Source organism: Gardnerella bretellae (assembly GCF_048545135.1).
GTDB lineage: Bacteria > Actinomycetota > Actinomycetes > Actinomycetales > Bifidobacteriaceae > Bifidobacterium > Bifidobacterium greenwoodii.
In genome coordinates, this window is the sequence record NZ_JBKQXU010000002.1 from 241,219 (window position 1) to 263,389 (window position 22,171).

General features: G+C 42.2%; 15 protein-coding genes and 1 tRNA gene. 6 read left to right on the plus strand and 10 right to left on the minus strand.

Annotation, left to right across the window (positions count from 1 at the left end; translation table 11 throughout):
- Nucleotides 1–19: 19 nt before the first annotated feature.
- Nucleotides 20–1,771, minus strand: a complete 1,752-nt coding sequence (locus ACJV7B_RS02415; RefSeq protein ID WP_419388878.1) for an acetolactate synthase large subunit — start codon at nt 1,769–1,771, stop codon at nt 20–22.
- A gap of 274 nt (nt 1,772–2,045) precedes the next feature.
- On the opposite strand from ACJV7B_RS02415, the gene ACJV7B_RS02420 reads away from it, so the two are divergent.
- Nucleotides 2,046–3,239, plus strand: coding sequence for an SLC13 family permease (locus tag ACJV7B_RS02420; RefSeq protein ID WP_419388879.1), 1,194 nt, complete (start codon nt 2,046–2,048; stop codon nt 3,237–3,239).
- Between the two features lie 164 nt (nt 3,240–3,403).
- Nucleotides 3,404–3,476, plus strand: a tRNA-Arg gene (locus tag ACJV7B_RS02425).
- 496 nt (nt 3,477–3,972) lie between these two features.
- Here ACJV7B_RS02425 and ACJV7B_RS02430 read toward each other — a convergent pair.
- Entirely contained in the window at nt 3,973–4,230 is a 258-nt protein-coding gene (locus tag ACJV7B_RS02430; RefSeq protein ID WP_004137537.1) for a type II toxin-antitoxin system Phd/YefM family antitoxin, read from the minus strand.
- Between the two features lie 693 nt (nt 4,231–4,923).
- Between ACJV7B_RS02430 and ACJV7B_RS02435 the strand changes: the two genes are divergently transcribed.
- Complete coding sequence (locus tag ACJV7B_RS02435) at nt 4,924–7,551, plus strand: hypothetical protein (protein WP_419388880.1); 2,628 nt, start codon at nt 4,924–4,926, stop codon at nt 7,549–7,551.
- Between the two features lie 181 nt (nt 7,552–7,732).
- A complete protein-coding gene (locus ACJV7B_RS02440) occupies nt 7,733–9,514 on the plus strand; it encodes a SpaH/EbpB family LPXTG-anchored major pilin (RefSeq protein WP_419388881.1) in 1,782 nt (593 codons plus the stop codon).
- Nucleotides 9,515–10,008: 494 nt separating this feature from the next.
- Here the strand turns inward: ACJV7B_RS02440 and ACJV7B_RS02445 are convergent, their stop codons facing one another.
- Nucleotides 10,009–10,209 (minus strand): hypothetical protein, encoded by a 201-nt coding sequence (locus ACJV7B_RS02445; RefSeq protein ID WP_419388923.1) that lies wholly within the window; start codon nt 10,207–10,209, stop codon nt 10,009–10,011.
- Here ACJV7B_RS02445 and ACJV7B_RS02450 point away from each other — a divergent pair.
- The gene (locus tag ACJV7B_RS02450; protein WP_419388882.1) at nt 10,154–11,089 is read left to right on the plus strand and encodes a class C sortase; all 936 of its coding nucleotides are present in this window, start codon (nt 10,154–10,156) and stop codon (nt 11,087–11,089) included. The genes ACJV7B_RS02445 and ACJV7B_RS02450 overlap by 56 nt on opposite strands.
- On the opposite strand, the gene ACJV7B_RS02455 is transcribed toward ACJV7B_RS02450, so the two are convergent.
- The 5 genes from ACJV7B_RS02455 to ACJV7B_RS02475 form a co-directional block, all read right to left on the minus strand.
- Nucleotides 11,035–11,439 (minus strand): Fur family transcriptional regulator, encoded by a 405-nt coding sequence (locus tag ACJV7B_RS02455; protein ID WP_004126956.1) that lies wholly within the window; start codon nt 11,437–11,439, stop codon nt 11,035–11,037. The two genes, ACJV7B_RS02450 and ACJV7B_RS02455, sit on opposite strands and share 55 nt — an antisense overlap.
- The gene (gene purK, locus ACJV7B_RS02460) at nt 11,436–12,638 is read right to left on the minus strand and encodes a 5-(carboxyamino)imidazole ribonucleotide synthase (RefSeq protein ID WP_419388883.1); all 1,203 of its coding nucleotides are present in this window, start codon (nt 12,636–12,638) and stop codon (nt 11,436–11,438) included. Before purK ends, ACJV7B_RS02455 begins: the two co-directional genes overlap by 4 nt.
- Nucleotides 12,622–13,086 (minus strand): 5-(carboxyamino)imidazole ribonucleotide mutase, encoded by a 465-nt coding sequence (gene purE, locus ACJV7B_RS02465; RefSeq protein ID WP_410296284.1) that lies wholly within the window; start codon nt 13,084–13,086, stop codon nt 12,622–12,624. The genes purK and purE overlap by 17 nt, the downstream gene beginning before the upstream one ends.
- A gap of 114 nt (nt 13,087–13,200) precedes the next feature.
- Nucleotides 13,201–15,963: a bifunctional lysylphosphatidylglycerol flippase/synthetase MprF gene (locus tag ACJV7B_RS02470; RefSeq protein WP_004137526.1), complete on the minus strand. Its 2,763-nt coding sequence runs from the start codon at nt 15,961–15,963 to the stop codon at nt 13,201–13,203.
- A gap of 1 nt (nt 15,964) precedes the next feature.
- Nucleotides 15,965–17,353: an alpha/beta hydrolase-fold protein gene (locus tag ACJV7B_RS02475; RefSeq protein ID WP_419388884.1), complete on the minus strand. Its 1,389-nt coding sequence runs from the start codon at nt 17,351–17,353 to the stop codon at nt 15,965–15,967.
- A gap of 340 nt (nt 17,354–17,693) precedes the next feature.
- Here ACJV7B_RS02475 and ACJV7B_RS02480 point away from each other — a divergent pair, with 340 nt between their 5' ends.
- Nucleotides 17,694–19,823, plus strand: coding sequence for an LTA synthase family protein (locus tag ACJV7B_RS02480; RefSeq protein ID WP_419388885.1), 2,130 nt, complete (start codon nt 17,694–17,696; stop codon nt 19,821–19,823).
- On the opposite strand, the gene purD is transcribed toward ACJV7B_RS02480, so the two are convergent.
- Both purD and purM read right to left on the minus strand, forming a co-directional pair.
- The gene (purD, locus tag ACJV7B_RS02485; RefSeq protein WP_419388886.1) at nt 19,820–21,091 is read right to left on the minus strand and encodes a phosphoribosylamine--glycine ligase; all 1,272 of its coding nucleotides are present in this window, start codon (nt 21,089–21,091) and stop codon (nt 19,820–19,822) included. The two genes, ACJV7B_RS02480 and purD, sit on opposite strands and share 4 nt — an antisense overlap.
- 18 nt (nt 21,092–21,109) lie before the next feature.
- On the minus strand, nt 21,110–22,144 hold the full coding sequence (gene purM / locus ACJV7B_RS02490; RefSeq protein WP_419388887.1) for a phosphoribosylformylglycinamidine cyclo-ligase: 1,035 nt from the start codon (nt 22,142–22,144) through the stop codon (nt 21,110–21,112).
- Nucleotides 22,145–22,171: the final 27 nt, after the last annotated feature.

The window sequence follows — 22,171 nt, forward strand, 5'->3', positions numbered from 1 at the left end:
GCGCGTTTGGAGCGTAGCGTCAGTTACTAAAATCAATATCGCCGAGTTTTTCAATAAGCTTCATATTCTCACTGTAATCAACTGGGCAAGAAATCACGTCCACTCCGCTTTCTTGCTCCAAAGCCGCGCGAAGCATATTGTACAAATCCTCTGGCTTTTTAACAGCATGTCCGCGTGCGCCAAAGCTTTCAGCCAATTTTGGCACGTCAGGATTATGGAAATCAACGTATTCGTGCTCGCCTGCGTGAAGCTCCATCTTCCACTTTATTAAGCCGTACGCGTTATCTTCCCAAACAAGAACAACCATGCGGCTTCCAACGCGCACAGCTGTTTCAATTTCTTGCACGTTCATCATAAAGCTTCCGTCGCCCATCACAGCCAAAACTGGTTTTGCGTTCATTTTGCCGCCAATATCGCGAATAAACGAAGCTCCAACAGCGCCCGGAAGCGTCCAAGCCATAGTAGAAAGACTGTTGTCTATTATGCAAGTATTCGGGTGCATAGTTGGGTACAAGCGTGCCATCCACATTTTCAAAGCGCCCGTATCTACAAGCACCTTCGTGCCTTCAGGAACAGCGCGGCGAATATCGTAAACTACGCGCTGCGGTTTCATTGGCATGCTTTCGTCGTTTTCGCAAGAATGTAATTCTTCCGTAAGTAGTTGTCTAATACGAGGGTGGCTTACGTCGAAAGTTACGTTGCGTGTCTTTAATACTTCTGTAAGAGTTTTAAGCGTTTGGCCAATATTTGCCATAATGTTCAGCGCAGTAGGGTAGTGCGCGTCGGTATCTTCCACAAAAGTATTGATGTGAATAATGGTTTTATCAATATTCGGGTTGATTTTCTTAGGATCAAACTGCTGAATTGAAAAACCTACGGCAATAATCAAATCAGCCGTGTCAAAAGCGAAGTTTTCGTAGTCGCGATGCATAAATCCAACGACGCCAAGCGCATTCGGATGATTATCCGGGAAAACGCCCTTACCTTCAAACGTAGTTGCAACTGGCACGTTAAGCTGCTCTGCAAAAGCAAGAAGCTGATCCTCAGCGTGAGAGCGCGCAACACCGTTTCCAGCCAAAATAATAGGCTGTTTTGCTTTACTAATAATTTTCGCAGCTTCTTCAATAGTGTCCGGAGCTGGCATAATGTGAAGCGGATGTGGAAGTGGAAGAGGCTTCGCGTCTTCAGGCGCTTGCATTTCGCTAATATCTTCCGGAATAACAAGGCATGTGGCTCCCGGACGGTTTCGGCCGGCAATAGAGAAAGCTTTTCGAACCATTTCCGGCGCAGACTCTGGAGCAAGCATCATAGAAGACCATTGCGTAATCGGCTGGAAGAGCGCAACTAAATCAATAATCTGATGAGATTCCTTATAAAGCCTAGAAACATTACCTTGTGCGCAAATAGCAACAAGCGGCGTAGTGCTTGCGTTTGCTTGAGCTACAGGAAGAGTAAGATTTAGTGCGCCAGGGCCTAAAGTTGCCAAGCATACGCCCGGTTTTCCAGTAATATGAGCGTATGTTGCTGCCATAAAACCAGCGCCCTGCTCGTGGCGAGTAAGCACAAAACGAATGCGACCGTCTCGCTCAATCGCCTCAAGAAGCGGAATATTTTCCTCACCTGGAATGCCGAAAACTACTTCAACGCCTTCATTTACTAAGCATTCAACAATTAAATCTGCAGTGTTGCGCTTATGGTTTTCACGAAGATGCTTTTGGCGAGCAAGTTTTTGTTCAATCTTCTTATTTTCTGTTTCTTGTGTTTCAAACATATTCCGCTTCTTATGTAGTAAACAATTATTTGTTTATTGCCAACAAATTCTTTTCTACATAATATACGTATTCCTGTCTTTTGCGACATGCTTTGCTGATGCGCGTGTCACAAAAAAGGGCGGAATTTTGTGTTAGCTATTTTAGGCTAAATCATGCTATTAGTAGTTGCTAATTTATTGCTATTTCAACGATTTTGTCGGGAGTTTAACCTGTTTTTGGGATTGGGTTTCTAGTATAATAGGAGCATTGTGTTTGCTGCCTTACGGAGGAATGATGAAGCGCTGGCTGTTGAATCTGGTCAAGTGTGAAACCATTCTTATTGTTGCGGCAATTTTGGCAATTATTTCATGTTTTTTCGTGCCTCCTGATTCTCAATACTGGGGTTATATTCACGTAAATACTATTTCGCAGCTTATTTGCTTAATGATGGTTGTGTGTGGATTTCAGCGCATTGGTGTATTTCGTGCGATTGGTGCGCGTCTTTTAAGGCATGTTAGAACTGAGCGTGGGCTTGTGTTAGTGCTCATGTCGCTGACGTTTTTCTCGGCAATGTTTATTACGAACGATGTTGCTCTCGTAACTTTTGTGCCTTTTGCGCTTTCTGTGCTTGTTATGGCGAATGCTGAAAAACGTTCGATTCTTGTAATCACGCTTATGACTATTGGCGCGAATGTTGGCAGTATGCTAACCCCTATTGGAAATGCGCATAACTTGTACTTAAAAGCGTTAACGCATATGTCTACTAAAGACTTTTTGACGATTATGGCACCGTATACGGTTACGGCTGCGGTGCTTATGATTGCGTTTGCTTTTGTGTTCTTTAAGTCTCGTAAGGTTGATCAGTTTGCCGGTTTGCATGGTGATGATATTGAGCAGAGCGTGCTTGCTCCTTCGCATGGTCATCCGCAGCCGGATGAGATTCGCGTTATGGGCTACGGCATGAGCTTTACTCGTTGGCGCGTTATTGTTTACAGCCTGCTTTTTGTGGTTTGCTTGTGTGGTGTTAGTGGTTGGATTCCTGATTGGATTATGGTTGTGATTATGGTGGTGGCTTTCCTTCTTTGCGACCGTCATGTGTTCCGTGTTCTTGATTGGGCTTTGCCGCTTACCTTTATTATGTTCTTTATTTTTATTGGCAATATGCGAAGAGTTCCGGGCTTTAGTGATTTTGCACAAATGTGGGTTGGGTCGCATCCTATGGAAGTTTCTATTGCTTCAAGCCAGTTTATTAGCAACGTGCCGACGACGATTTTGCTTTCTGGATTCTGTGATCAGTGGAAGATGCTGATTATTGGTACGAATCTTGGTGGAATGGGTACGCTTATTGCTTCTATGGCTTCGCTTATTTCTTACAAGGGAATTACGAATCAGTATCCTGAGCATAGGGGACGTTATTTGCTTACGTACACGATTGTGAACGTTTTCTTCCTTGCTGTGTTAATGTCACTTGCATGGATTATTGAGTAGTGTTTGCTTAATTTTAGCAGTGACGTTTTGTAAATAGGATTTTTGCAAGTTTTATATGTGACTTTTATATGTGATTTTTTAGGTGACTTTTATAGGCTATTTCTGTTATTTTCTGTTTTTAAGGCGCGTTGATAGTGCCGTTTTGGTATAATAGCCATTTGTTTGCCTCTGTAGCTCAAAGGATAGAGCAACGGCCTTCTAATCCGTTGGTTGCGCGTTCGAGTCGCGTCGGGGGCACGATTAAATCTTGAAACGGTGTTTGGGCTGTGGCATAGTCGCAATCCAAACACCGTTACTAATTCAGTCAACCAACTGAGAAAATAACGGTAATCACCCAAATACTGTTAAAAACTCAGTCAACGAACTGAGAAAATAACGCTGATAAGCTTAACACTGTTAAAAACTCAGTCAGTTAACTGATGCATTAACGCTCACAACATCGTTAGAACACCACGGCTTCCAGCCAACAATCTAATATTGCATGGATATGGTGTTAGGAGAATGGATATCTTGCCTAAAATCAAGCTATTAAGCCGATCTTAAACTTTTTAACGATAGCTTTTTAATAATCATTAACATAAAATAATGATAGTTACTAGGAATAGTTATTCAAGTAGTGCGTCAATATTTCGTTTTGAATATAGAAGTCTGCGCACTTCCATAGTGTCGCCCAAGACAACGTAAAAAACAGAAAAGTTGCGTACGCTAATCCTGTAGTAAGGGTGTTCTCGTGTTAATTAATCCTTCTCCTTGCGCTATCAAAGACGTCAGCTTTAGAAAGACGTGTAGAAGTGTTTGCGGCAAAAGCGTCTGCTTCATCGAGTTTTCTTTCAATGTCGTCAGTGAGAGTGGAGTATTGTTTGATGCTCATTAGAACCATAGTTCCATAACCGTTTTTTGTAAGGAATACTGGTGTATTTGAATTTATAACTGTTTCTTCTACTTCTGGGAATTTGTTTCTTAAATCGGAAACTGGACGAATATTAATCATAGTATCAACCTCCTTTTATCAAAAAAGTATCATAATATTATCAAGATTACAATTATATTAGTGGCTTAGCGCTAAAAAAGTGTAGCTATACTCGTAAGTTTCCTAAATCTCACGTTTAGAACGTTTGCTTGATGTCACGGGATGTGTATTAAAAGCATACAAATCGCAGACGTTTGAATAAAGATGCTTTATTTTTTTTTTAATTATAAATCTCAAAGGTGAATTTTTAATTTGTTTCGTTTATAACAGAAACAAGTGTAAGAAACGATAAATTTATCGACTATAATCGAAAGCTATAACCGAGAGTGTAATTGAATCTATATTGAGCTTTTGTCTCGTGGTTTTCAAGTTCAAGTTGGTCGTATTAACAATCAAGAAATCGAATTCATTGCTACTATGTTTCGCTATGGCTATTATTAAAGGGTTTAATAAGCAAGCGTAAGTGCGATGTTTCATTGTTTTCCTTGCGAATTGGCGGGTTTCTGTTCCGACGTTTGTTTGGATTTTGTTCCGATGTTTGGCAGCGTTAGTGAATATGATTGGAAAATGCGGTGCGATTTATTAGTGGTTTAATTGATTTAAATTGCTTAAAAGTGTTGGTGCGAGTTGAAAAATTTGGATTATGAGCCAAAAATTTCCTGGGGGGGGGGGTATAGTATTTAAGGCTCAATACGGAGGGAAGGAGATGTGCCAATGAGTGATTTACATCGCGGTAGCCGTTTCCTTCGATTTTTGCGTTCGATTGGCGCTAAAACAGCGTGCGCTCGCCGTGTGATTGTGGCGCTTTTTGTTGCTGTTGCTACGATTCTTGCCACTTTTATGATTATGCCATCTGCCTCTATGGGCGCTAGCCAGCAGGGCGAGTCTAGTCAGGTGCAGACTCAGAATAGGAATGCTGAGAATAAGCCTGCGGCGGATAATAAGGTGGCTGCACAGGGCGAAGCGGCTGCGAACAGCAAAGCTGAAGAGCCTAAAACTGTAGACCCTAAAAATTCGCAACCTCCTGCCAAACAAGATGCCACTAATGCAGACCACGCCCAAAACGTTGATTCAGAGAAAAAACAAAACCCTGCTGTAGAAGACGCTAAAAAAGTTGCTGACAAAGATGTCGCTAAAGACACTGATAAAGGCGCTAAAAAAGATGAGGCTGCAAATAAATTGCGTCGGCAAAAGCGTGAGCTGGGCAACACTCGCGCCGCCGCTGGCAACGTTCCACTTCCAGAAGAGTGCAAGAATAATGAAAAATATAATACTTTTGCAAAATGCTACACTATTAGTTATAGAACATATGGAATAGAGAATCATGCTGTGGGGTCGGGAGAGTCTCGTAAATACATTTATTACGATGAATATCCTCAGGTTAGTAAGCCAGAAATAAAGATTGCAGGAAAAAAGATTGCAGGAGAAGAGCCTAAGAATCTACCAGAAGATGTTTGGCTTGAGCTAACTAATGGAAAAGTTCCGAAAAAGAGGAAAAAAGGGACCATTAAAACCTATGAAACCGCGTACGAATGGGCTTTCTTTAAAAACTCAGATGGAAATTATATTTCTAAGTTTACAGAAAAATCTAATAGCGATGGTTTTATACGGTTTTATCCAAGTAAGTGGCCTAACAAAGATGTAAGTGATTATAGGACTATTGTTAAAGTTCATTATCCAGATAATTCGGTTACAGAGATTATCGTGAAGGCGTCAATTAGCTACAATAATCTTATAAGACCACAAGCGAATGATTTAACCTTTAATATTTATAATCATGAAGCTAAAGATGGCCAAAAAGAAGTAGATGATAGCAATAACAGTATCACTATAGATTCAACATCAACTGACCCTTCCGCTGATGATACGTATAATCCCATAACTCCGCTTTTTATTCACTCGTCACTAAAGCAAGGTATCGGTACTATTAATCATCGCATGGTTTGCAATAAATCTGGTACTCAAGATTATTCTCTAGACGGTATTAATGGTTTGACTCTTAGCGGTAGCAGCAGTGGAACATCTACCAATAAGTGGGTGCAGTCTACGCACAACGAGTTGAAGAAGCGTCCAAACGGTTCGGCTAAAAATAGTGGAGATCAGCTTTATGAAGATGACGATTATCGTGAGCAATCCAGAAGCTGGATTACTGGAACTCCACAGAAGCCTGGGACGTATGTTTGCAAGGTGTTTGCTTTGAAAGATGCGCGCTTACTTTTCAATAAAGTTAACGGTGACAGCTATGTAAATCTATTTAATTCAATCATTAGAGATAAGAGTAAACTACAGTCTGTCTTCGAAGATCCAATGAATGCTTTTTATAAAGGTGCAAGTGAAATCGTAAGTAAAATAGGAGACGGACACGAATATGTAAATGATGGACAATTCAAAGGTTCGCTTTCTGAGAAGCAAACCATCGACTGGAACGTTAAGACCATTAAGATTGTTGTTAAGTCGAATAAACAGGATCAGCCTGAAGTTGGGGATAAAGATCTTACGCTGAAAGTGTATCCGTTTAAAAACGGCGATGGTTCGTTGCCGGCGGCGTTGTCTGACAAGAATAACAATATTTCTGCGATGCTCGGTATGGAGCTTAAGCCGTTTGTTGAAGCCACGTCTGCGGCGGATAGCGCGAATAAGATTACGTTGCGCGTGCTGTGCAAAGGCGAGAAGAAGAATGCTGCTGGTGGAGGTGGAGTTGCTTCGACTGGCGGTGCTGGCTCGACTGAAAGTGGTTCTGCTGTAGGTGGCTCAAATGGAGGTACTGCTGTCGGTGGTTCTACTAGCGGTACTGGCTCGCAACCTGTGCAGCCTTCTGGGCCGTCGCAAACTGCGGAAGCTACTTGGAGTAGTAGTCCTGATGGGCTTGGGTTGAGTGGTGTGCCTGCGGATACAGATCAAACTAGATGCAATAAGGCAAATGATGGGGATAAAGAATGTACTGCGAAGAACGTTGCGTCTCAAGCTTCTATGGAAGTGAGTATAAAGCCGACTAAGGTTGGCAAGTACCAGTGCGTTGTGTTTGCGCTAAAACCTAAAGCGCTTGACGCGTTTAATGATGCAATAAAAAATACTAAATCTGACAGCTTAACGCCTGAGTCAATAAAATCTGCGCTAACTAATGCTTCTCCTACGGCGTTTAAAGAAAACAAAGATTTTGCTGCTTTTAAGCTCAATATTGATTCGGTTAGCAATTTTACTTTGCCGCACACAGGCGAGTGGAATTGGAACTTGCAGCTGGGTGCTATAGCTGCCTTAATGGTGAGCGTGCTTGCCGCAGGATTTGTGGCAAGTCAAAGTGACTCATACAGAAAACTATTTTACGAAAGGCGGCGATGCTGATGTGAAAGCTGCCTACGTAATCGAAACACAAAACAAAACATAGTAACTACTAAAAACTGTAAAACAAAATACAGTAAACAAAACACAGTAACCATAAACACGGTAACTAACACAAAAACTGTAAACGTAAAAAACAACTTATCTCAAACTGCTCTTAGGAGCATCGAGTAAAGGAGAAAAGATGAATAAACTAACAAACAAGTGCGTGGCGGCGATTGCGTCGCTCGCGATGGCTGGCACGCTGTGCGTTGCTGGCGCCGTCACCATGGCTGGCGTCGCGTGGGGTGTGCCTCCAATTCACCAAGGCCCTGTTACAGCTAAGGCTCCGTGGGATGCGAAAAATACTACAACAACTGGTAGCATCACTATCGTAAATTGCGATGCAAAGGAAGTGAAAGACTCTGAAGGAACTTCTAAGTGTGATAAAGGTCATGCGCCTCTTAATGGTGCAAAGTTCACTCTTACGCAAATCAAGAAGATTGGTGATACCGATATTACGGTGACTGATGCTTTCAAGAATGCAGACACTTGGTCCAAGATTGCTACCACAATTGATGCTTTGAATCGCGGCAAAGAGAAGGAAGCAAAGATTGAGCTTGATATGACTCAAGCTAATATAAAGACTGCAGATGTTACCAACGGCGAAGCTAAGTTTGATAACATTCCACTCGGCTTCTACAAGGTTGAAGAGACCAAGATGCCTACTACTGGCAACTACGGCGCCAACGACATGACTGTGTTCTACATGACTTTGCCAATGCTTAAGCCAACAAAGTCTGCTGATGGAAATTCCTATAGCACTACTTACGAATACAATCCTGTTGTAAAGATTAAGAACAAGGATCTTTCTAGCTCAATCACAAAGGTTTTCAGCACCGGAAAAGGTAGCAACGCCGTTTCTGTTAATGATGATTTTAAGTACGAGATTAGTTCGGAAGTGAATCATCCTACTGGAAAATTGGATGCAGATAGCATTCAAGACTACATGGTATTCGATGACGCTCCAACTGAGGCGTTTAACAATATTACGGACGATGCTGTTGAGTCTGTGAAAGTTGATGGAGTTAATGATCCTCTTGAAAAGGGTGCTGATAAAGATTACACCGTTAGCGTTACGTCGAACACAACTCAGAATAAAAAAACAGAGAATGGCGACGACAAGGGTCTCGAAGCTGGCCGCACTCGTATCTTGGTTAAGTTCACTAAAGATGGCTTAGGCAAGATTGCAGGTGCTTTGAATGCGGCTAAAAAAGCCCAGCAGAAGGACGAACCTAAGGTTCACGTTACAGTTTCGTTCAAGTTAAGTGATAGCTATAAGGGTGCTACTGATAACAAGAACGAGATCAAGAACAAGTCTGGCTTCTTTAAGTCTCATGATGCTAACGCCAGTAAGGATCCGGATCCAGTTATTTCTGGCGAGGAAGATAAAGGTGGTACTTCGGATGTTAAGCTTGGCTTCCTTCAGGTATACAAGCACGATAAGAAGAATACTGACACCAAGCTTCAAGGCGCCGTGTTCAAGATCTTCAACTCCGAAGAAAAGGCAGAAGCTTGCAAGACTGCTTTGCTTAAGCGTGCTGCTAATGATACTGCCGTTCCTGACGTTTGCACTACTGGTGCATCCGCGAATTTCACTGGAACTACAAATAGTGAAGGTAAGTTTGATGCCGACCAAAAGGTTATAGCTGGTAAAATGGTTTACCTCATTGAGGTTACTGCTCCTACTGGCTATGCTTTAGCTAATGAGATTAGGGGTGTAACTGTTGAAGAAGGAAAAACAACAACAGTTGACTTCCCTAATACCAAGATTAGTGATCTTGACATTGATTCCTGGTTCAACCTTCCTGCAACTGGTGCTGCTGGCGTGATTATTTTCGCTGTTGCTGGCATGGGCTTGATTGCAGCAAGCGTGTTCCTCTACATGCGTAATCGCAAGGAAGAAGAACAGCAGCAGAACGCCTGATCTGCTTTCTAAAGCTGGTCTTGTAGTCTAATGGCAAGTGTGAGTCTAGGGTTTACTTAACTAAATCCTAGACTCATATTTGTGTGGTGAGATTTGAGATTTTTCGCACTGAGCGAGGCGAACGTCAGAGCCGAAGGCTGCTGATTCGTCGAGCGAAGAAGAAAAATCGAAAAATCTCTGCGATTGGCACGGTTATTAACGAATTAGCATGCAGAGTTTGGGGGATTTCTTTACGAGCACTAAAAGAGGACTGAGAAGCTACATTCTTTAAGAAAGGCGAACACACTAAACGTCTTTAACAGCCAGAGCGCCCGAAGGACGGGACGTGCGAGGAGAGAAATCCCCACAAACTCGCGCAACGTCAAGCGCGGGTGTGCGCAAACACGAGCGGAGCGCTGCGAGATAAGTAATTCCTATCTCTCACAGCACTTCAGAAAACACGCCAGCCAAACACCAGTCAAAACTCATAGACGGTACTACATTTAAGATAAGTATTATCCAACGAACCGAGGAAGCATGAAATTAAACAGCGCTGTTACGAAAGTATATGCTTTCTTCAAGCACCCCACGTCACAACAATCACCAAAACAATCACCAAAACCCGCACCAAAACCCGCACCAAAAAAGCCTAAGTCGCATTTGCGCCGCATTTTAGAACCAATCGCGCTGGCAGTCGCCGCAATATTATGCTTCACGTATCCAGTGGCGTCTACGCTGTGGAATAACAACGCTTCGAAGCAGCTTTCTGCCGCTTACGACAAGCTTAGCCGCGAGCAGCCTAAAGATGCGCGTGCAATTAGCTTAGATAAGGCGCGCGAGTATAACGCGCATCGTAGCGCTATTTTTACGGCGGACCCTTATAATGGCACGGAAGATTTTAAGAAAACGCCTGAGTATAAGGATTATGAAAAGCAGTTAGATGAGCCGATGGGAATTATGGGAATCGTAAAAATCCCGAAGATTGGCGTTAAGCTGCCTATTTATCACGGCAGTTCGCAGGATGTTTTAGCGTATGGCGCGGGTCACCTGTATGGCACGGATTTGCCAGTTGGCGGCAAAAACAGGCATGCTGTTATTACGGCGCATACGGGTTTGCCGCATGCAACTATGTTTGACGACTTAATCTACCTTAAAAAAGGCGATTTTTTCTATTTTGATGTGCAAGGTAAAACCTTAAGATATAGGGTGTTCCGCATTAGCGTTGTTGACCCGAATGATATTAGGCTTATTCAGCGCGAGAAGGGGCGCGATTTGGCTACGCTGCTTACTTGCACGCCGTACGGTGTGAACTCGCAGAGGCTGCTTGTGACTGGCTACCGTGTGCTGCCGGATCCTGTTAAGCCGCCTGACGATCATTTGCAGTGGCCGCTTTGGATGACGCTGTTTGTTATTGCGCTTGTTGGTTGTGCTGTGATTTTAACTACTATGATTGTTGCAACAATTTCCGTGCGCAAAAATAAGAGGAATATTCGCGGAAGGCATTTGCCTAATGCGTCTAATGCGGAGCGTTTGTTAGCGCGCTACTTATCTTCATTGCGGCAGTTTTCACACAAGCCAAAAACTTCTAGCGTGTGATCAACAACCGTGTATCCGTGAGATTCAGCTATTTTATGAATCCATCCTTCGTCATCGGGTGGCTCAATATCAACTGTTTTTCCGCAGCGTTCGCACACTAAATGGTGATGGTGTGTGTTTTCGTCGCAAATGCGGAATAATTGCTGACCGTTAAAGCGCACAGTGTCTACTTCGCCGCTTTGAGTTAGCGCGTTAAGCTGACGGTAGACTGTAGCTAAGCCAATGATCTCTCCGTCTTTTGCCAAAAGTCTGTGCAAATCTTGTGCAGAAACAAAATTGCGAGATTCGCGCAAATAGGAGAGTACGATTTCTTTTTGCCGAGTGTGACGACGTACAGGTTCGCTAGTCATCTCGAATCCTTTCGTTGTTCATCACAGTATTCAAGTTCGTCATCCCAGCAGCCTGTTGAATCTAATGCTGCTGCGGCTTCAACTGGGTCGTCGCTTAGTACTGTAATATGACCCATTTTGCGGTTCTTTCTAACTTCCGCTTTGCCGTAGTCGTGCACGTGCCATTCTGGATGCTCTAAAATAAGCGAGCGCACAGGAGCAACATGCTGTCCGAGCACATTTACCATAACAGCAGGGGAAAGTAGGCGAGGCTTCTTCAAAGGCCATCCAACAATTCCGCGAATATGAGCTTCGAACTGATCCATATCGCAAGCTTCAATCGTATAATGTCCGGAATTGTGTGGACGTGGAGCAAGCTCGTTTACTACTACTTGATTATCTTTAGTAATAAAAAGCTCAATTCCCAACGTTCCTGCGAGCTCAAATCCGCGAGCTAATCTTAAAGCTAATTCGTGCGCCGCACGCTCAACTTGTGGATCAACTACTGCCGGCGCTAAAGTCATGTGCAAAATACTATTGTGGTGCACGTTTTTTACAAGCGGATACGTTACAAAGTCTTTGCCGTTTCCGGAAACAAGAATAGAAGCCTCAAAAGCAAAGTCAACGAAACCTTCCAGAATTGAAGGTGGGAATTTGCCGCCGCGATCTGCGCGATGGTGAATATTCGCAACGTCTTCTTCTGTGCGCAAAACATCCTGACCGTGACCGTCGTAGCCGCCTCGACGAGTTTTCAAAATCGCCGGCAAGCCTATTTCGTCAATAGCAGTATCTAAATCGTCAAGATTATTCACTTCGCGCCATTTAGCTGTTTTGATTCCGTGGCTATTAATAAACGTTTTTTCGCTTACTCTATCTTGCGTAACTCGCAACAAGTCTGTGCCTTGAGGAATAGCAGTAAGATGGCGGACTTTATCTAGTGCGTCTGCGCTAACGTTTTCAAACTCGTATGTTAGTACGTCGCAACGTTCGGCAAGTTCGCGCAAGCCTTCTGGGTCGTCGTAATTAGCTTCAACCTGCAAATCTGCTACTTGGAACACTGGGCAGTCAAGAGTTGGGTCAAGAACGCCAATTCTAAAGCCCATGTGGCGGGCTGCAATAGCCATCATGCGCCCTAACTGGCCGCCGCCAATAATTCCAATCGTGGCTCCTGGCATTAAGCGTTCAACAGCGCCGTTAGTTACTTCAGATAAGGTTGGCATTTGATTCCTCAACTTTCGCTTTGAGTTCTTCGCGATATGTTGCGAGTTCTTCTGCAAGACGCTCGTCTGTTGTGCTTAGAATACTTACGGCAAGCAAGCCTGCGTTTGTTGCTCCAGAATTTCCAACTGCAGTTGTTGCAACAGGAATACCTCCTGGCATTTGCACAATAGAAAGCAAAGAATCCCAGCCCGAAAGTGCGTGAGACTTTACTGGCACGCCTATAACAGGAAGCGTGGTTTGTGCCGCAATCATTCCAGGCAAGTGAGCTGCTCCACCTGCTCCGGCAATAATAATATGGAATCCTTCTTTACGAGCATTGTGCGCGAAGTCTGCCATAAGTTCTGGCGTACGATGTGCAGAAATAACTCTTTTCATGTAAGGAACTTGGAATTTATCTAGGATTTCACAAGCGTGACGCATAGTTTCCCAATCACTTGAAGATCCCATGACGACAGCAACGGTTGGCTTTATTTCTAACACGATGAACCTCCCTGACGTGCAATTGCTACTTTACGCAACACTAGGGAGAACTCGCCGAAGTTTTATGCAAAACTTAACAAATTATTTGTTAAGTTCACTTGTTTTTGGTCGTAATGATTTAGCCATTTCCAAGATTTGCTTTGCACTAGCTTCAGGTAAGTAAGCGTGTGTTACAGCTAAAGATATTTGCGCAAGTTTTGCAGAATCCAAATAGCATACGTAAACTGAGCTAGCTTCCGGCTGGAACTTCTTTTTGAAGAAGTAAAGCGATTTGAATCCGTAAGCAGGTTCCAAAATATCGGACATCATTTCCAGCGCGTGGTTAATAACATTTGAAGATTGTTGAGAATCTGCGATTGTTGCGTTTTTAGTGTCTGAGTTTTCAGTGCCAGCATTTTCGCTTTCCGCGTTTTCACTGTCCGCATTTTTGTTCGCTACGTTTTCGCCGATTCCTGCCAAAGGCGCTGCAGATAAGCTCATAAATTCAACAGCAGATTCAGGATTTTCTAATCCCTCATCGCGCAAGCGTTCTGCCATTCTTGCAATCAACAATTCCATAATTCCGTTTGGACTATCTGTGCGATGCCGCATAAAATCAAGCGTCCATCCAATAATTTTATGATTCCTATAAGTAGGCATCCAGCTTGTTACGCCCAGTACGCGCTCATTTTCGTCGATTGCGTACAGTATTTTTACGCGCTCGTCTTGAAGCTCATCCAAGCCACCTAAAGTAAATTTCATTTCCGGAAGGGATTTAAGCTCAGCCCACTCTTCCGAAATTTCAACAATCTGCTGCTGAACGTCAAAAGAAGCTTGTTTATATGTTGTTAAAATATCGCTTATTCCATCTCGTTTTGCTTTATTGATAGCTGTACGAATATCTTGCCATTTTTTGCCGCGAGTCTGCCACTTACTTGGGTCTACAAGCATATCTGTTCCAACTTTAATAGACGTAAAACCAAGCTTTTCTAACTCTTGACGCACATTCTCATGAACTGCGTAAAATGCTGGAGACCACGAGTTTTTTTCGCATAAGTTAATAAATCCACGAAGATCTTGCTTATATTCTTTAGAATCTCCAAATGGACCTGTAAGAGTAAGTGCAATATCGTAGCTTAAGCGGTAGGCTATTGCGGATTTTCCGCTTGGGGAGAACCAATAATGGTTATTTGGCCAAGTTGTCATAAAGCTCATAGTGTTTCCGCCAAGTTCCACAAGTGAGCTTGCTTTTTCTCTATCTTTTTCGTTGGTTGAAATTTTGCTCCTAAACCATGTAAAGCAAACTATAAAAAGAACAGCCCAAAATATTACGCCAACAGATTGCGCTAATGTTGAAGATAGCGGTGTTTCCGTGCGAAGCATTGCGTTAGAACGATTTCCAAAGCCCATAGGCATCCATCGTCCAGGTAAATCTCTAAAAAGATGATGAATGTTTGCAATAGGCTTAAAGTTGTCTGCTATCATAAGGCCAAAAGTTACGTAGCCTACAGCTGTAATCCACAGTGTTACAATAATTGCGACTAATCCTACGCGAACTTGAAAACGGCTTGTAGTAATCGAAAAATGCTTAAGATTAATAGCAAGAAGAATAGTCATAAGCAGAGGCGGAAGAGCAGTAAGCATAAACGCAACAGCTACTGCATTATGTTGGTGTATTGAAATATGCTGATTTGTTGCAATAAGCGGCAAAATTGTAAAGTACATTCCAGCATAAAGCACAGTAATTGCGTTAATAATAATGGAAGTCCACGCTGCAAGCTTACGCCCGCGTAACATTCCCCATGCAATAATCAGCATAGTTACAATCGGAAGAAGAATACGAATCCACACTCCGCCAATAGCCGCGTGATGCAATCCAGAATGAAGTAAGCAACTATTTGCACTGTAATTACTAATGCAACGAGTAACCCACGGTTTTGAACCCATTTGTGGAGACATAAACAGTCCAAGAGTTGTAAGAATGCCGGCGTGTGAGCGCGAAGATAATGCTAATAATGGTCCGAGAGCAATAATTCCTTGAGCGTATGCAAAAAGCTTTCGAATCTCGTAATCTGTGCCTTTCCACCAGCTTGCGCTATGCTTTATTCCTTTTGGCTTGCACACAATATTGCCAATAATATGGCCTGTAAGAGCAGCAATAATAGTGCAATAGTCTCCAGGATTTCCACTATAAAGCATCATTGCAGAAGTAACAGCGTAGCCGATTACAAGCATTCGCCTATGCCACAAAATCGATTCATTGGCAGAAGATGCCATAAACGCGCCAATAAACAGCGTAAATGGTGACAATCTTATAGGGATTCTAGTAATCCAATGCATGTTGCTAATAAGTATAGAAAGATTGCCAATGATTGTCAGACCAACAACTATTCCAATTAGCGTACTAGATACAGCAATAGAAACAATATGAAGTCTGCTTATGCGAGTTTCCGCAACACCTATGAGAATAATAACGAGGAAACAGTTAACTAAAAGTGAAGGCATGCTGTTTACGAAAACAAGCGAGTGGCAGATTTTTAGCAGCAGCTCAGACATGTTTGCGTGGCCGAAGAGGAAGCTAGATCCTTTTGAGGGATGGTGTCGCATAAAAAGTTGTGCAAGAGTTGCGTTTGTGCCGTAAGTGTATATGTGCATTAATGTTCTTGTAAACCAATGTGCGAAATTTATAACAATAAAAATGCATGTGATTGTAAGAGCAAAAACGCGCTGGCGAAGCCAGGAAATAAAGTCGTGCAGAAAAACTCTAATATGGCTAGATGTTTGATTGCTGCTACGGTCTAAGCTTTTTTGTTGACCATCTTCCTGGCTTCTGAGCTTATGCTTATTGAAAAAAGACAGTGCCATATTAGTCTCGATTCACTTTTTTATGAACAAGAATTTTTACATTCGGATACGTGTTTAGATTTGGAACAGTTTTTGAAATGCCTGTTTGCTTGCAGAAAAGATCAAGAACTACTTTCAATCCTGCTTTTACTGTATGCCAATCGTGCCCAGAATTTTTAGCGAGCATTGTTAAAACGTTAATACCTGCGCTGTGTGCGCTTAAAGCAATAGTTGCCTGATTTGCTTGAGATTTAGGATCCCAATAGCCGGCAATAGCATAATAGTTTTGTTTTAGCGGAGCGTTTTTTCGCATTATTTTACTAGGAACGTGACGCTCGTATGCTGAAGTATTTCCGTTAAAGTAGCGTTTAATTGTTTCTTGACGGTTTTGATACGTTGGTTCTAGTTCGCCGCCGGCAGAATACATGCTTCTAAAAATATTCGGATGCGCTGGAACTAATTGAGTAGCGCAAGTTCCGCCTTGAGAAAAGCCTCCCATAAGCCACATGCTTGGGTCTTTGCTTACTGGAAGATTTTTGCGAATCCAGTTAGGCACGTCGCGAATTAAATACGTTTCTGCTTTGCCGTAAACTCCAGTATCTGCACAAAGTGAGTTATGTGTCGCTTCACCGTTTTGATCTGGGGCTACAACAATAGGAGCTAAGCCTTTATGAGATTTTGCGTAATCGTCTAAAGTTTCAGCAATGTCGCTGGCTGCAAAGAAGTGATTTGGGCTACCGGGCTGTCCTGCTAGCATAACCATAACTGGAAGCTTTGGTGGATGCTTTACAAGCGCTGCAGGAGGCAAATAAACGTTTGCTGTGCGAGCTTTGAACTTTGAGTATGTGTTAGGAATGTGTGCTGAGCGAAGAATACCTTTTTTAGGTATTTTTGGAAGCTTATTTTGTTTTGCTAAACTGTACCATTCTTCAATGCTTGCAGTAGCAGATTTTTCTTTATTAACCTCAAGCTTTGGGAAATTACCCATTCCAAAAATTGATCCAAGTGTTGTGTATTCGCCGTAAACCATATCAACTCTTAAAGCTGTGCTAATAAGAGTTAAAACAATAGCAATAACAGCAACTAGTCGTTTCCAACCTTTAGTGAACACGAATGCTGTGCCGGCAAAGCCAACAAGAGCAAATCCTATTGCAACGCAAATAATAACAAGCCAACCAAGGCTTACTCCAAACACAAGGAATACGTCTGAAATTAGCCAAGCAATTAATCCGCCAACTATGAAAAATATGCTTGCAACACCTAGCTGTATAAGCAGGTTTATTATGCTAAATAAGTGTTTTGAACGTTTTGATTTAGTGAAAATCAGCACGAATAAAGTTAAGCCGGTTAAACTAAATAAGCTTGTTGGTAACCAGCCTTGCAAAAGACTTATTTTTGCCAATTGCAGCATGCTTGAATCCTACACTTTCTTGCTTAACTACGTGCAAACAACTTTTAAAGTGAACGATACTCGCAATATTTCACCCAACTGAAATATAGTTTATGTATCTTAATTTTTTCTTAATATTTGCTTTAGTTTTTATAGTTTTTGCTGTTCTATTTTTATAGTTTTTACTGTTCTAATCGTAGTTGCCGAAACATATATTGTAATCCACCGGAAGTATGAAAAATATCAGCATGTCGAGCTAATTGTACTAATAAATATGCAAGTATGACGATAGCAATAACTACAATAATCAATTATTGTGCATGTATAAGGATTCGTTTAGCTAGGAACGATTGGAATTATTATGGATGAAATTGCGCTGGAGTCTTCAAAAAGCGAGAAGGAAGAGGGTGACTATAAGGGGGAAGACTCTAAAGAGCAGAGTAATTCCAAAAATTTCTTTTCATCTTTGCTAAAGATATTAAATAAGCATCAAATAGCTATTCCGCGCTGGCTTTATATAGTATTTTTCGTTCTAAATAGCGTTGGAATGATGGTTATTTTTCAGATGGGCGTGCAAACAGGCTCTCGCAGCCAGGTTTTGAATGGTCTGATTGAAAATATTACGCGAATGTTCAGCAACATTTGGGAAAATTTAAACTTCATATTTGTGCTTAATTTGCTTATTTTTGCGGTTATTTATGGATTAATTATTATTCTTACTAACCGTTTTTGGCTTACTTCAATGGTTTTGCTGTCTCTTTGCATAATTATTTCGATTATTGAGTACATGAAGATTTTTGTGCGAAATGAGGCAATTCTTCCTGCTGACCTGAATTTTTTGCAAAGCGATACTGGTAATATTTCAACATTTTTGCCGCCTAATGCTGGTCGCGTTACTTTATACGCAATAATTTGCGTGATTATTTTCGTTGTAGTTTTTATGACGATTCATTTATTAGATAAGAATCGTGGAAAAGTAGTTTGGTTTGAAGACAAGCGTTTGCGCTACGGCTTTAGAGCTGGAATTTTTGTGCTGATTTTCGCATCTTTCTCCTGGTATGTTGCTTCTGTTGGCACTGTTGGTTCTGTTGCTAATTCTTTTAACCAATTTATGGGCGACCATCCTGCAATGTGGGATTCTGCTTACGATGCGCAACTTAACGGACCAATAGTTGCTTTTACTAGGCAGGTTAATCCAAAAATTATGTCGAAGCCTGCAAACTATAGCGAAGAAACCATGAAACAAGTGGTAGCTCGCTACGAGAAAGTAGCTAAAAAACTTAACGCTTCTCGTAAGAATAAAATAAATAACAGTACTCTTATTGTTATTCTTTCTGAATCTTTTGCAGATCCTTCACGCGTTCCTGGAATTTCTTTTAATAAGGCGATTATTCCTTTTATTGACAGTGTGAAAAAGAATACGGATAGCGGTCTTATGCTTTCTTCCGGCTACGGTGGAGGAACGGCAAATCTTGAATACATGACTATGACCGGTTTAAGCATGGTTAATTTTGATCCTTCGCTTACAAGTCCGTATCAGCAGCTAGTTCCTAAAAAGTCATGGACGCCAACAATAAACCGTTATTGGAACGATGGTAAAAGCTCTTTGGCTTTCCACCCGTTTGAGCCTTCCATGTATTTGCGCGCTAAGAATTATAAGAAGTTCGGTTTTACTAAGTTCTATTCTTTGCGCAAGCCGGATGTTATTAAGTATCAGAAGCGTATTGATTTAGCGCCGTACGTGTCGGATGATTCCGCGTATTCCAGCGTTTTAGAATCTATTTCGCGCAAGTCTTCTCCTGATTTTATTCAGCTTGTTACAATGCAAAATCATATGCCTTATAACGATTGGTATAAGAATAATGATTTTAAGGTGTCTTCTACCGATTCAAGCAAGCCTTTGGGTGAGGAAGAGGCTTCTATTATTCAAACATACGCTAAAGGCGCAAATTATACGGATAAAGCAACTTCTAAGTTCCTTAATAATCTGAACAAACTCAATAAGCCTGTAACCGTGTTGTTCTATGGTGATCATCTTCCTGGAGCATACTCTACAGCTAGTGCGGATAAAAATAATTCTCTTATTTTGCATTTAACAGATTACTTTATTTGGTCAAATAAGGCTGCTAAAGAAAATCTTAAATCTTCTAAGAAGATTCACGCAAAAACAGAATCTTATTCTTCTCCAAACTTCTTTATTTCCCAGGTTGCGCGTCATATGAACGCCAAGGTTTCGCCGTATGTTGCTTTCCTAACAAAGCTTCATAAGCATATTAGTGCAATGGAGCCGCCTGTTGTTAATACAATTCAAGGTTGGGATAGAATCCCTGAGGGTCAACCAATTTACCTTGATCACGACGGTAGGCCAATGGTTTACTCAGCAATGGATGAGCAAACTAAGCAGCTTTTGGACGACTATAAGCTTATACAGTACGATGTTACAGCCGGAAAGAACTACACTCGCAACACTAACTTCTTTAAGATGCCTTAAATAAGCGCTTTTGAAGCTATGTCGTGCCTAAAGAACATGTGTGGAAGATTAAGCTTATCTAGTATGCTGTAGACGTTCTTTTGCGCATCTTCTACGTCTTCTCCGTGCACCTGTACAAGCGCTACGCGTCCGGAAGATGTTACAAGATTTCCGGTTTCTTCCTGGCTTTTTACTCCTGCATAATACACGTGTTGACCTTGATTTTCGTCAACAGGAATTTGGGGAAGTGGAGTTCCAGTAACTAAAGTTCCAGGATAGCCTTCGCTTGCAATTATTACGCCGAGCGTAACACCGTTATTTTGCCACGTAAAAGTTGGTGTTTTATGCTGCAAAATATTCCATATTGCATCCCCAAAATCTGAAGTAAGGCGAGGAAGCACAACCTCAGTTTCTGGGTCTCCAAAGCGAGCGTTAAACTCAATAACTTTAGGACCTGTTGCTGTATCAATCAAACCTGCATAAAGTATGCCTGTAAAAGGCGTTCCTTCTTTAGCTAGTCCTTCAACAGTTGGTCGCACAATCTCGTTAATAGCGCGCTCAACTGTTTCGTTACTGATTTGCGGAACTGGGCTGTATGCTCCCATTCCGCCTGTGTTTGGTCCTTTATCTCCGTCGTAAGCGCGCTTATGATCTTGCGAAATTGGCATAACCCAAAAATCAGTGCCGCTTACGAAACTCATAAGCGAAAACTCTTGACCTTGCAAAAATTCTTCAATAACAACTTTTGCTCCGGCAGATCCAAAACGATGATCAACAAAAATATCTTCCAAAGCATCGAGAGCAGTCTGCTCATCCATAGCAACAGTTACGCCTTTTCCTGCGGCTAAACCGTCTGCTTTAATAACAATTGGAGCACCATGCTCAAGCACGTATGCGCGTGCTGGTTCCAAAGCGTCAAAAGTTTGGTAGGCTGCTGTTGGAACGTTGTGGCGATGCATAAGCTTTTTTGCAAAGTCCTTAGAGCCTTCAATTTGAGCCGCAGCCTTGTTTGGCCCAAAAGCTGGAATGTTATTGGCTTCAAAATCGTCCACGATTCCGTTCATAAGCGGCACTTCTGGGCCAATAAACGCAAAGTCGTAGTTGTGCTCTTTAACGAAGTTAATAAGAGCTTCGTGATCCGACTGACTAATGTTTACGGTTTTAATTCCATCGGCTGCAATACCCGGGTTTCCTGGCGCAACCGTTACTTCTTCAACGCTTTCGCCTTTAAGAAGCGCGTGTGCAATAGCGTGTTCTCTAGCGCCGGAACCAACAACTAAAACTTTCATTTTTTGTCCTTTATAGTTTTATTGCAACTCAACTGCAGCGTTTTCGCGCTCAATCATTTTGCCAATAACATAAGCTGTTTCATTATTTTCGCTTAGTGTGTTCAGTGCTTCTTCGGCCTTGCTTTCATCAACCGCCAAAACCATGCCGATTCCCATGTTAAAAACGTTGAACATTTCTGCATGATTAACGTTTCCAGCTTTTTCAATAACGTCAAAAATAGGCGGAACATTCCAGCTTGACGTATCGATTTTTGCAGCCAAACCGTCAGCGTACATGCGCGGAATATTCTCAATAAATCCGCCGCCTGTAATATGAGCTACTCCCTTAATAAGATGATTCGCAAAAAGCGGTTTCAAAGCTTTTACATAAATTCGCGTAGGTTCGAGCAGAACTTCGCCAAGCGTTTTTCCGTCAAGCTCTTCAAGTTTGGTGTTTACGTCGTAGCCTGCTTCTTCAAACAAAGCTTTACGCACAAGCGAGAATCCGTTCGAGTGAACTCCAGAAGAAGGCAAGCCTATGAGAACGTCGCCAGTGGTAATTGCCGATCCGTCAACAATATTTGAGCGTTCTGCAACACCAACTGCAAAACCTGCAAGATCGTACTCGTCTTCTGCGTACATTCCAGGCATTTCAGCAGTTTCTCCGCCAATTAAGCCTGCTTCTGATTGAACGCAACCGTCTGCAACTCCTGCAACAACCTGCTCAAGTAGTGCAGGATTATTCTTTCCGCAAGCAATGTAGTCAAGGAAGAACAGTGGTTCGGCTCCTTGCGCTGCAATATCGTTTACGCACATAGCAACGCAATCAATGCCGATTGTATCGTGCTTATTCATCATTTTGGCAACCATAAGCTTGGTTCCAACGCCATCCGTTCCAGAAATAAGCACTGGCTCTTTGTAGCCAAGGGACGCCAAGTCGAATAATCCACCGAATCCGCCGATGCCACCCACAACGCCTGGACGCTTCGTGCGATTCACATGCGATTTAATACGACGTACTACTTCGTATCCTGCTTCTACGCTTACGCCAGCTTCATCATATGCGTGTGGCATGTTGATTCCTTTCCTAAGTTGTTATAA

Excerpts from the sequence above, each read along its gene's own strand:
- ACJV7B_RS02415 (WP_419388878.1), bottom strand. The coding sequence starts at position 1,771 with ATGTTTGAAACACAAGAAACAGAAAATAAGAAGATTGAACAAAAACTT.
- ACJV7B_RS02420 (WP_419388879.1), top strand. The coding sequence starts at position 2,046 with ATGAAGCGCTGGCTGTTGAATCTGGTCAAGTGTGAAACCATTCTTATT.
- ACJV7B_RS02430 (WP_004137537.1), bottom strand. The coding sequence starts at position 4,230 with ATGATTAATATTCGTCCAGTTTCCGATTTAAGAAACAAATTCCCAGAA.
- ACJV7B_RS02435 (WP_419388880.1), top strand. The coding sequence starts at position 4,924 with ATGAGTGATTTACATCGCGGTAGCCGTTTCCTTCGATTTTTGCGTTCG.
- ACJV7B_RS02440 (WP_419388881.1), top strand. The coding sequence starts at position 7,733 with ATGAATAAACTAACAAACAAGTGCGTGGCGGCGATTGCGTCGCTCGCG.
- ACJV7B_RS02455 (WP_004126956.1), bottom strand. The coding sequence starts at position 11,439 with ATGACTAGCGAACCTGTACGTCGTCACACTCGGCAAAAAGAAATCGTA.
- purK (WP_419388883.1), bottom strand. The coding sequence starts at position 12,638 with ATGCCAACCTTATCTGAAGTAACTAACGGCGCTGTTGAACGCTTAATG.
- purE (WP_410296284.1), bottom strand. The coding sequence starts at position 13,086 with ATGGGATCTTCAAGTGATTGGGAAACTATGCGTCACGCTTGTGAAATC.
- ACJV7B_RS02470 (WP_004137526.1), bottom strand. The coding sequence starts at position 15,963 with ATGGCACTGTCTTTTTTCAATAAGCATAAGCTCAGAAGCCAGGAAGAT.
- ACJV7B_RS02475 (WP_419388884.1), bottom strand. The coding sequence starts at position 17,353 with ATGCTGCAATTGGCAAAAATAAGTCTTTTGCAAGGCTGGTTACCAACA.
- ACJV7B_RS02480 (WP_419388885.1), top strand. The coding sequence starts at position 17,694 with ATGGATGAAATTGCGCTGGAGTCTTCAAAAAGCGAGAAGGAAGAGGGT.
- purD (WP_419388886.1), bottom strand. The coding sequence starts at position 21,091 with ATGAAAGTTTTAGTTGTTGGTTCCGGCGCTAGAGAACACGCTATTGCA.
- purM (WP_419388887.1), bottom strand. The coding sequence starts at position 22,144 with ATGCCACACGCATATGATGAAGCTGGCGTAAGCGTAGAAGCAGGATAC.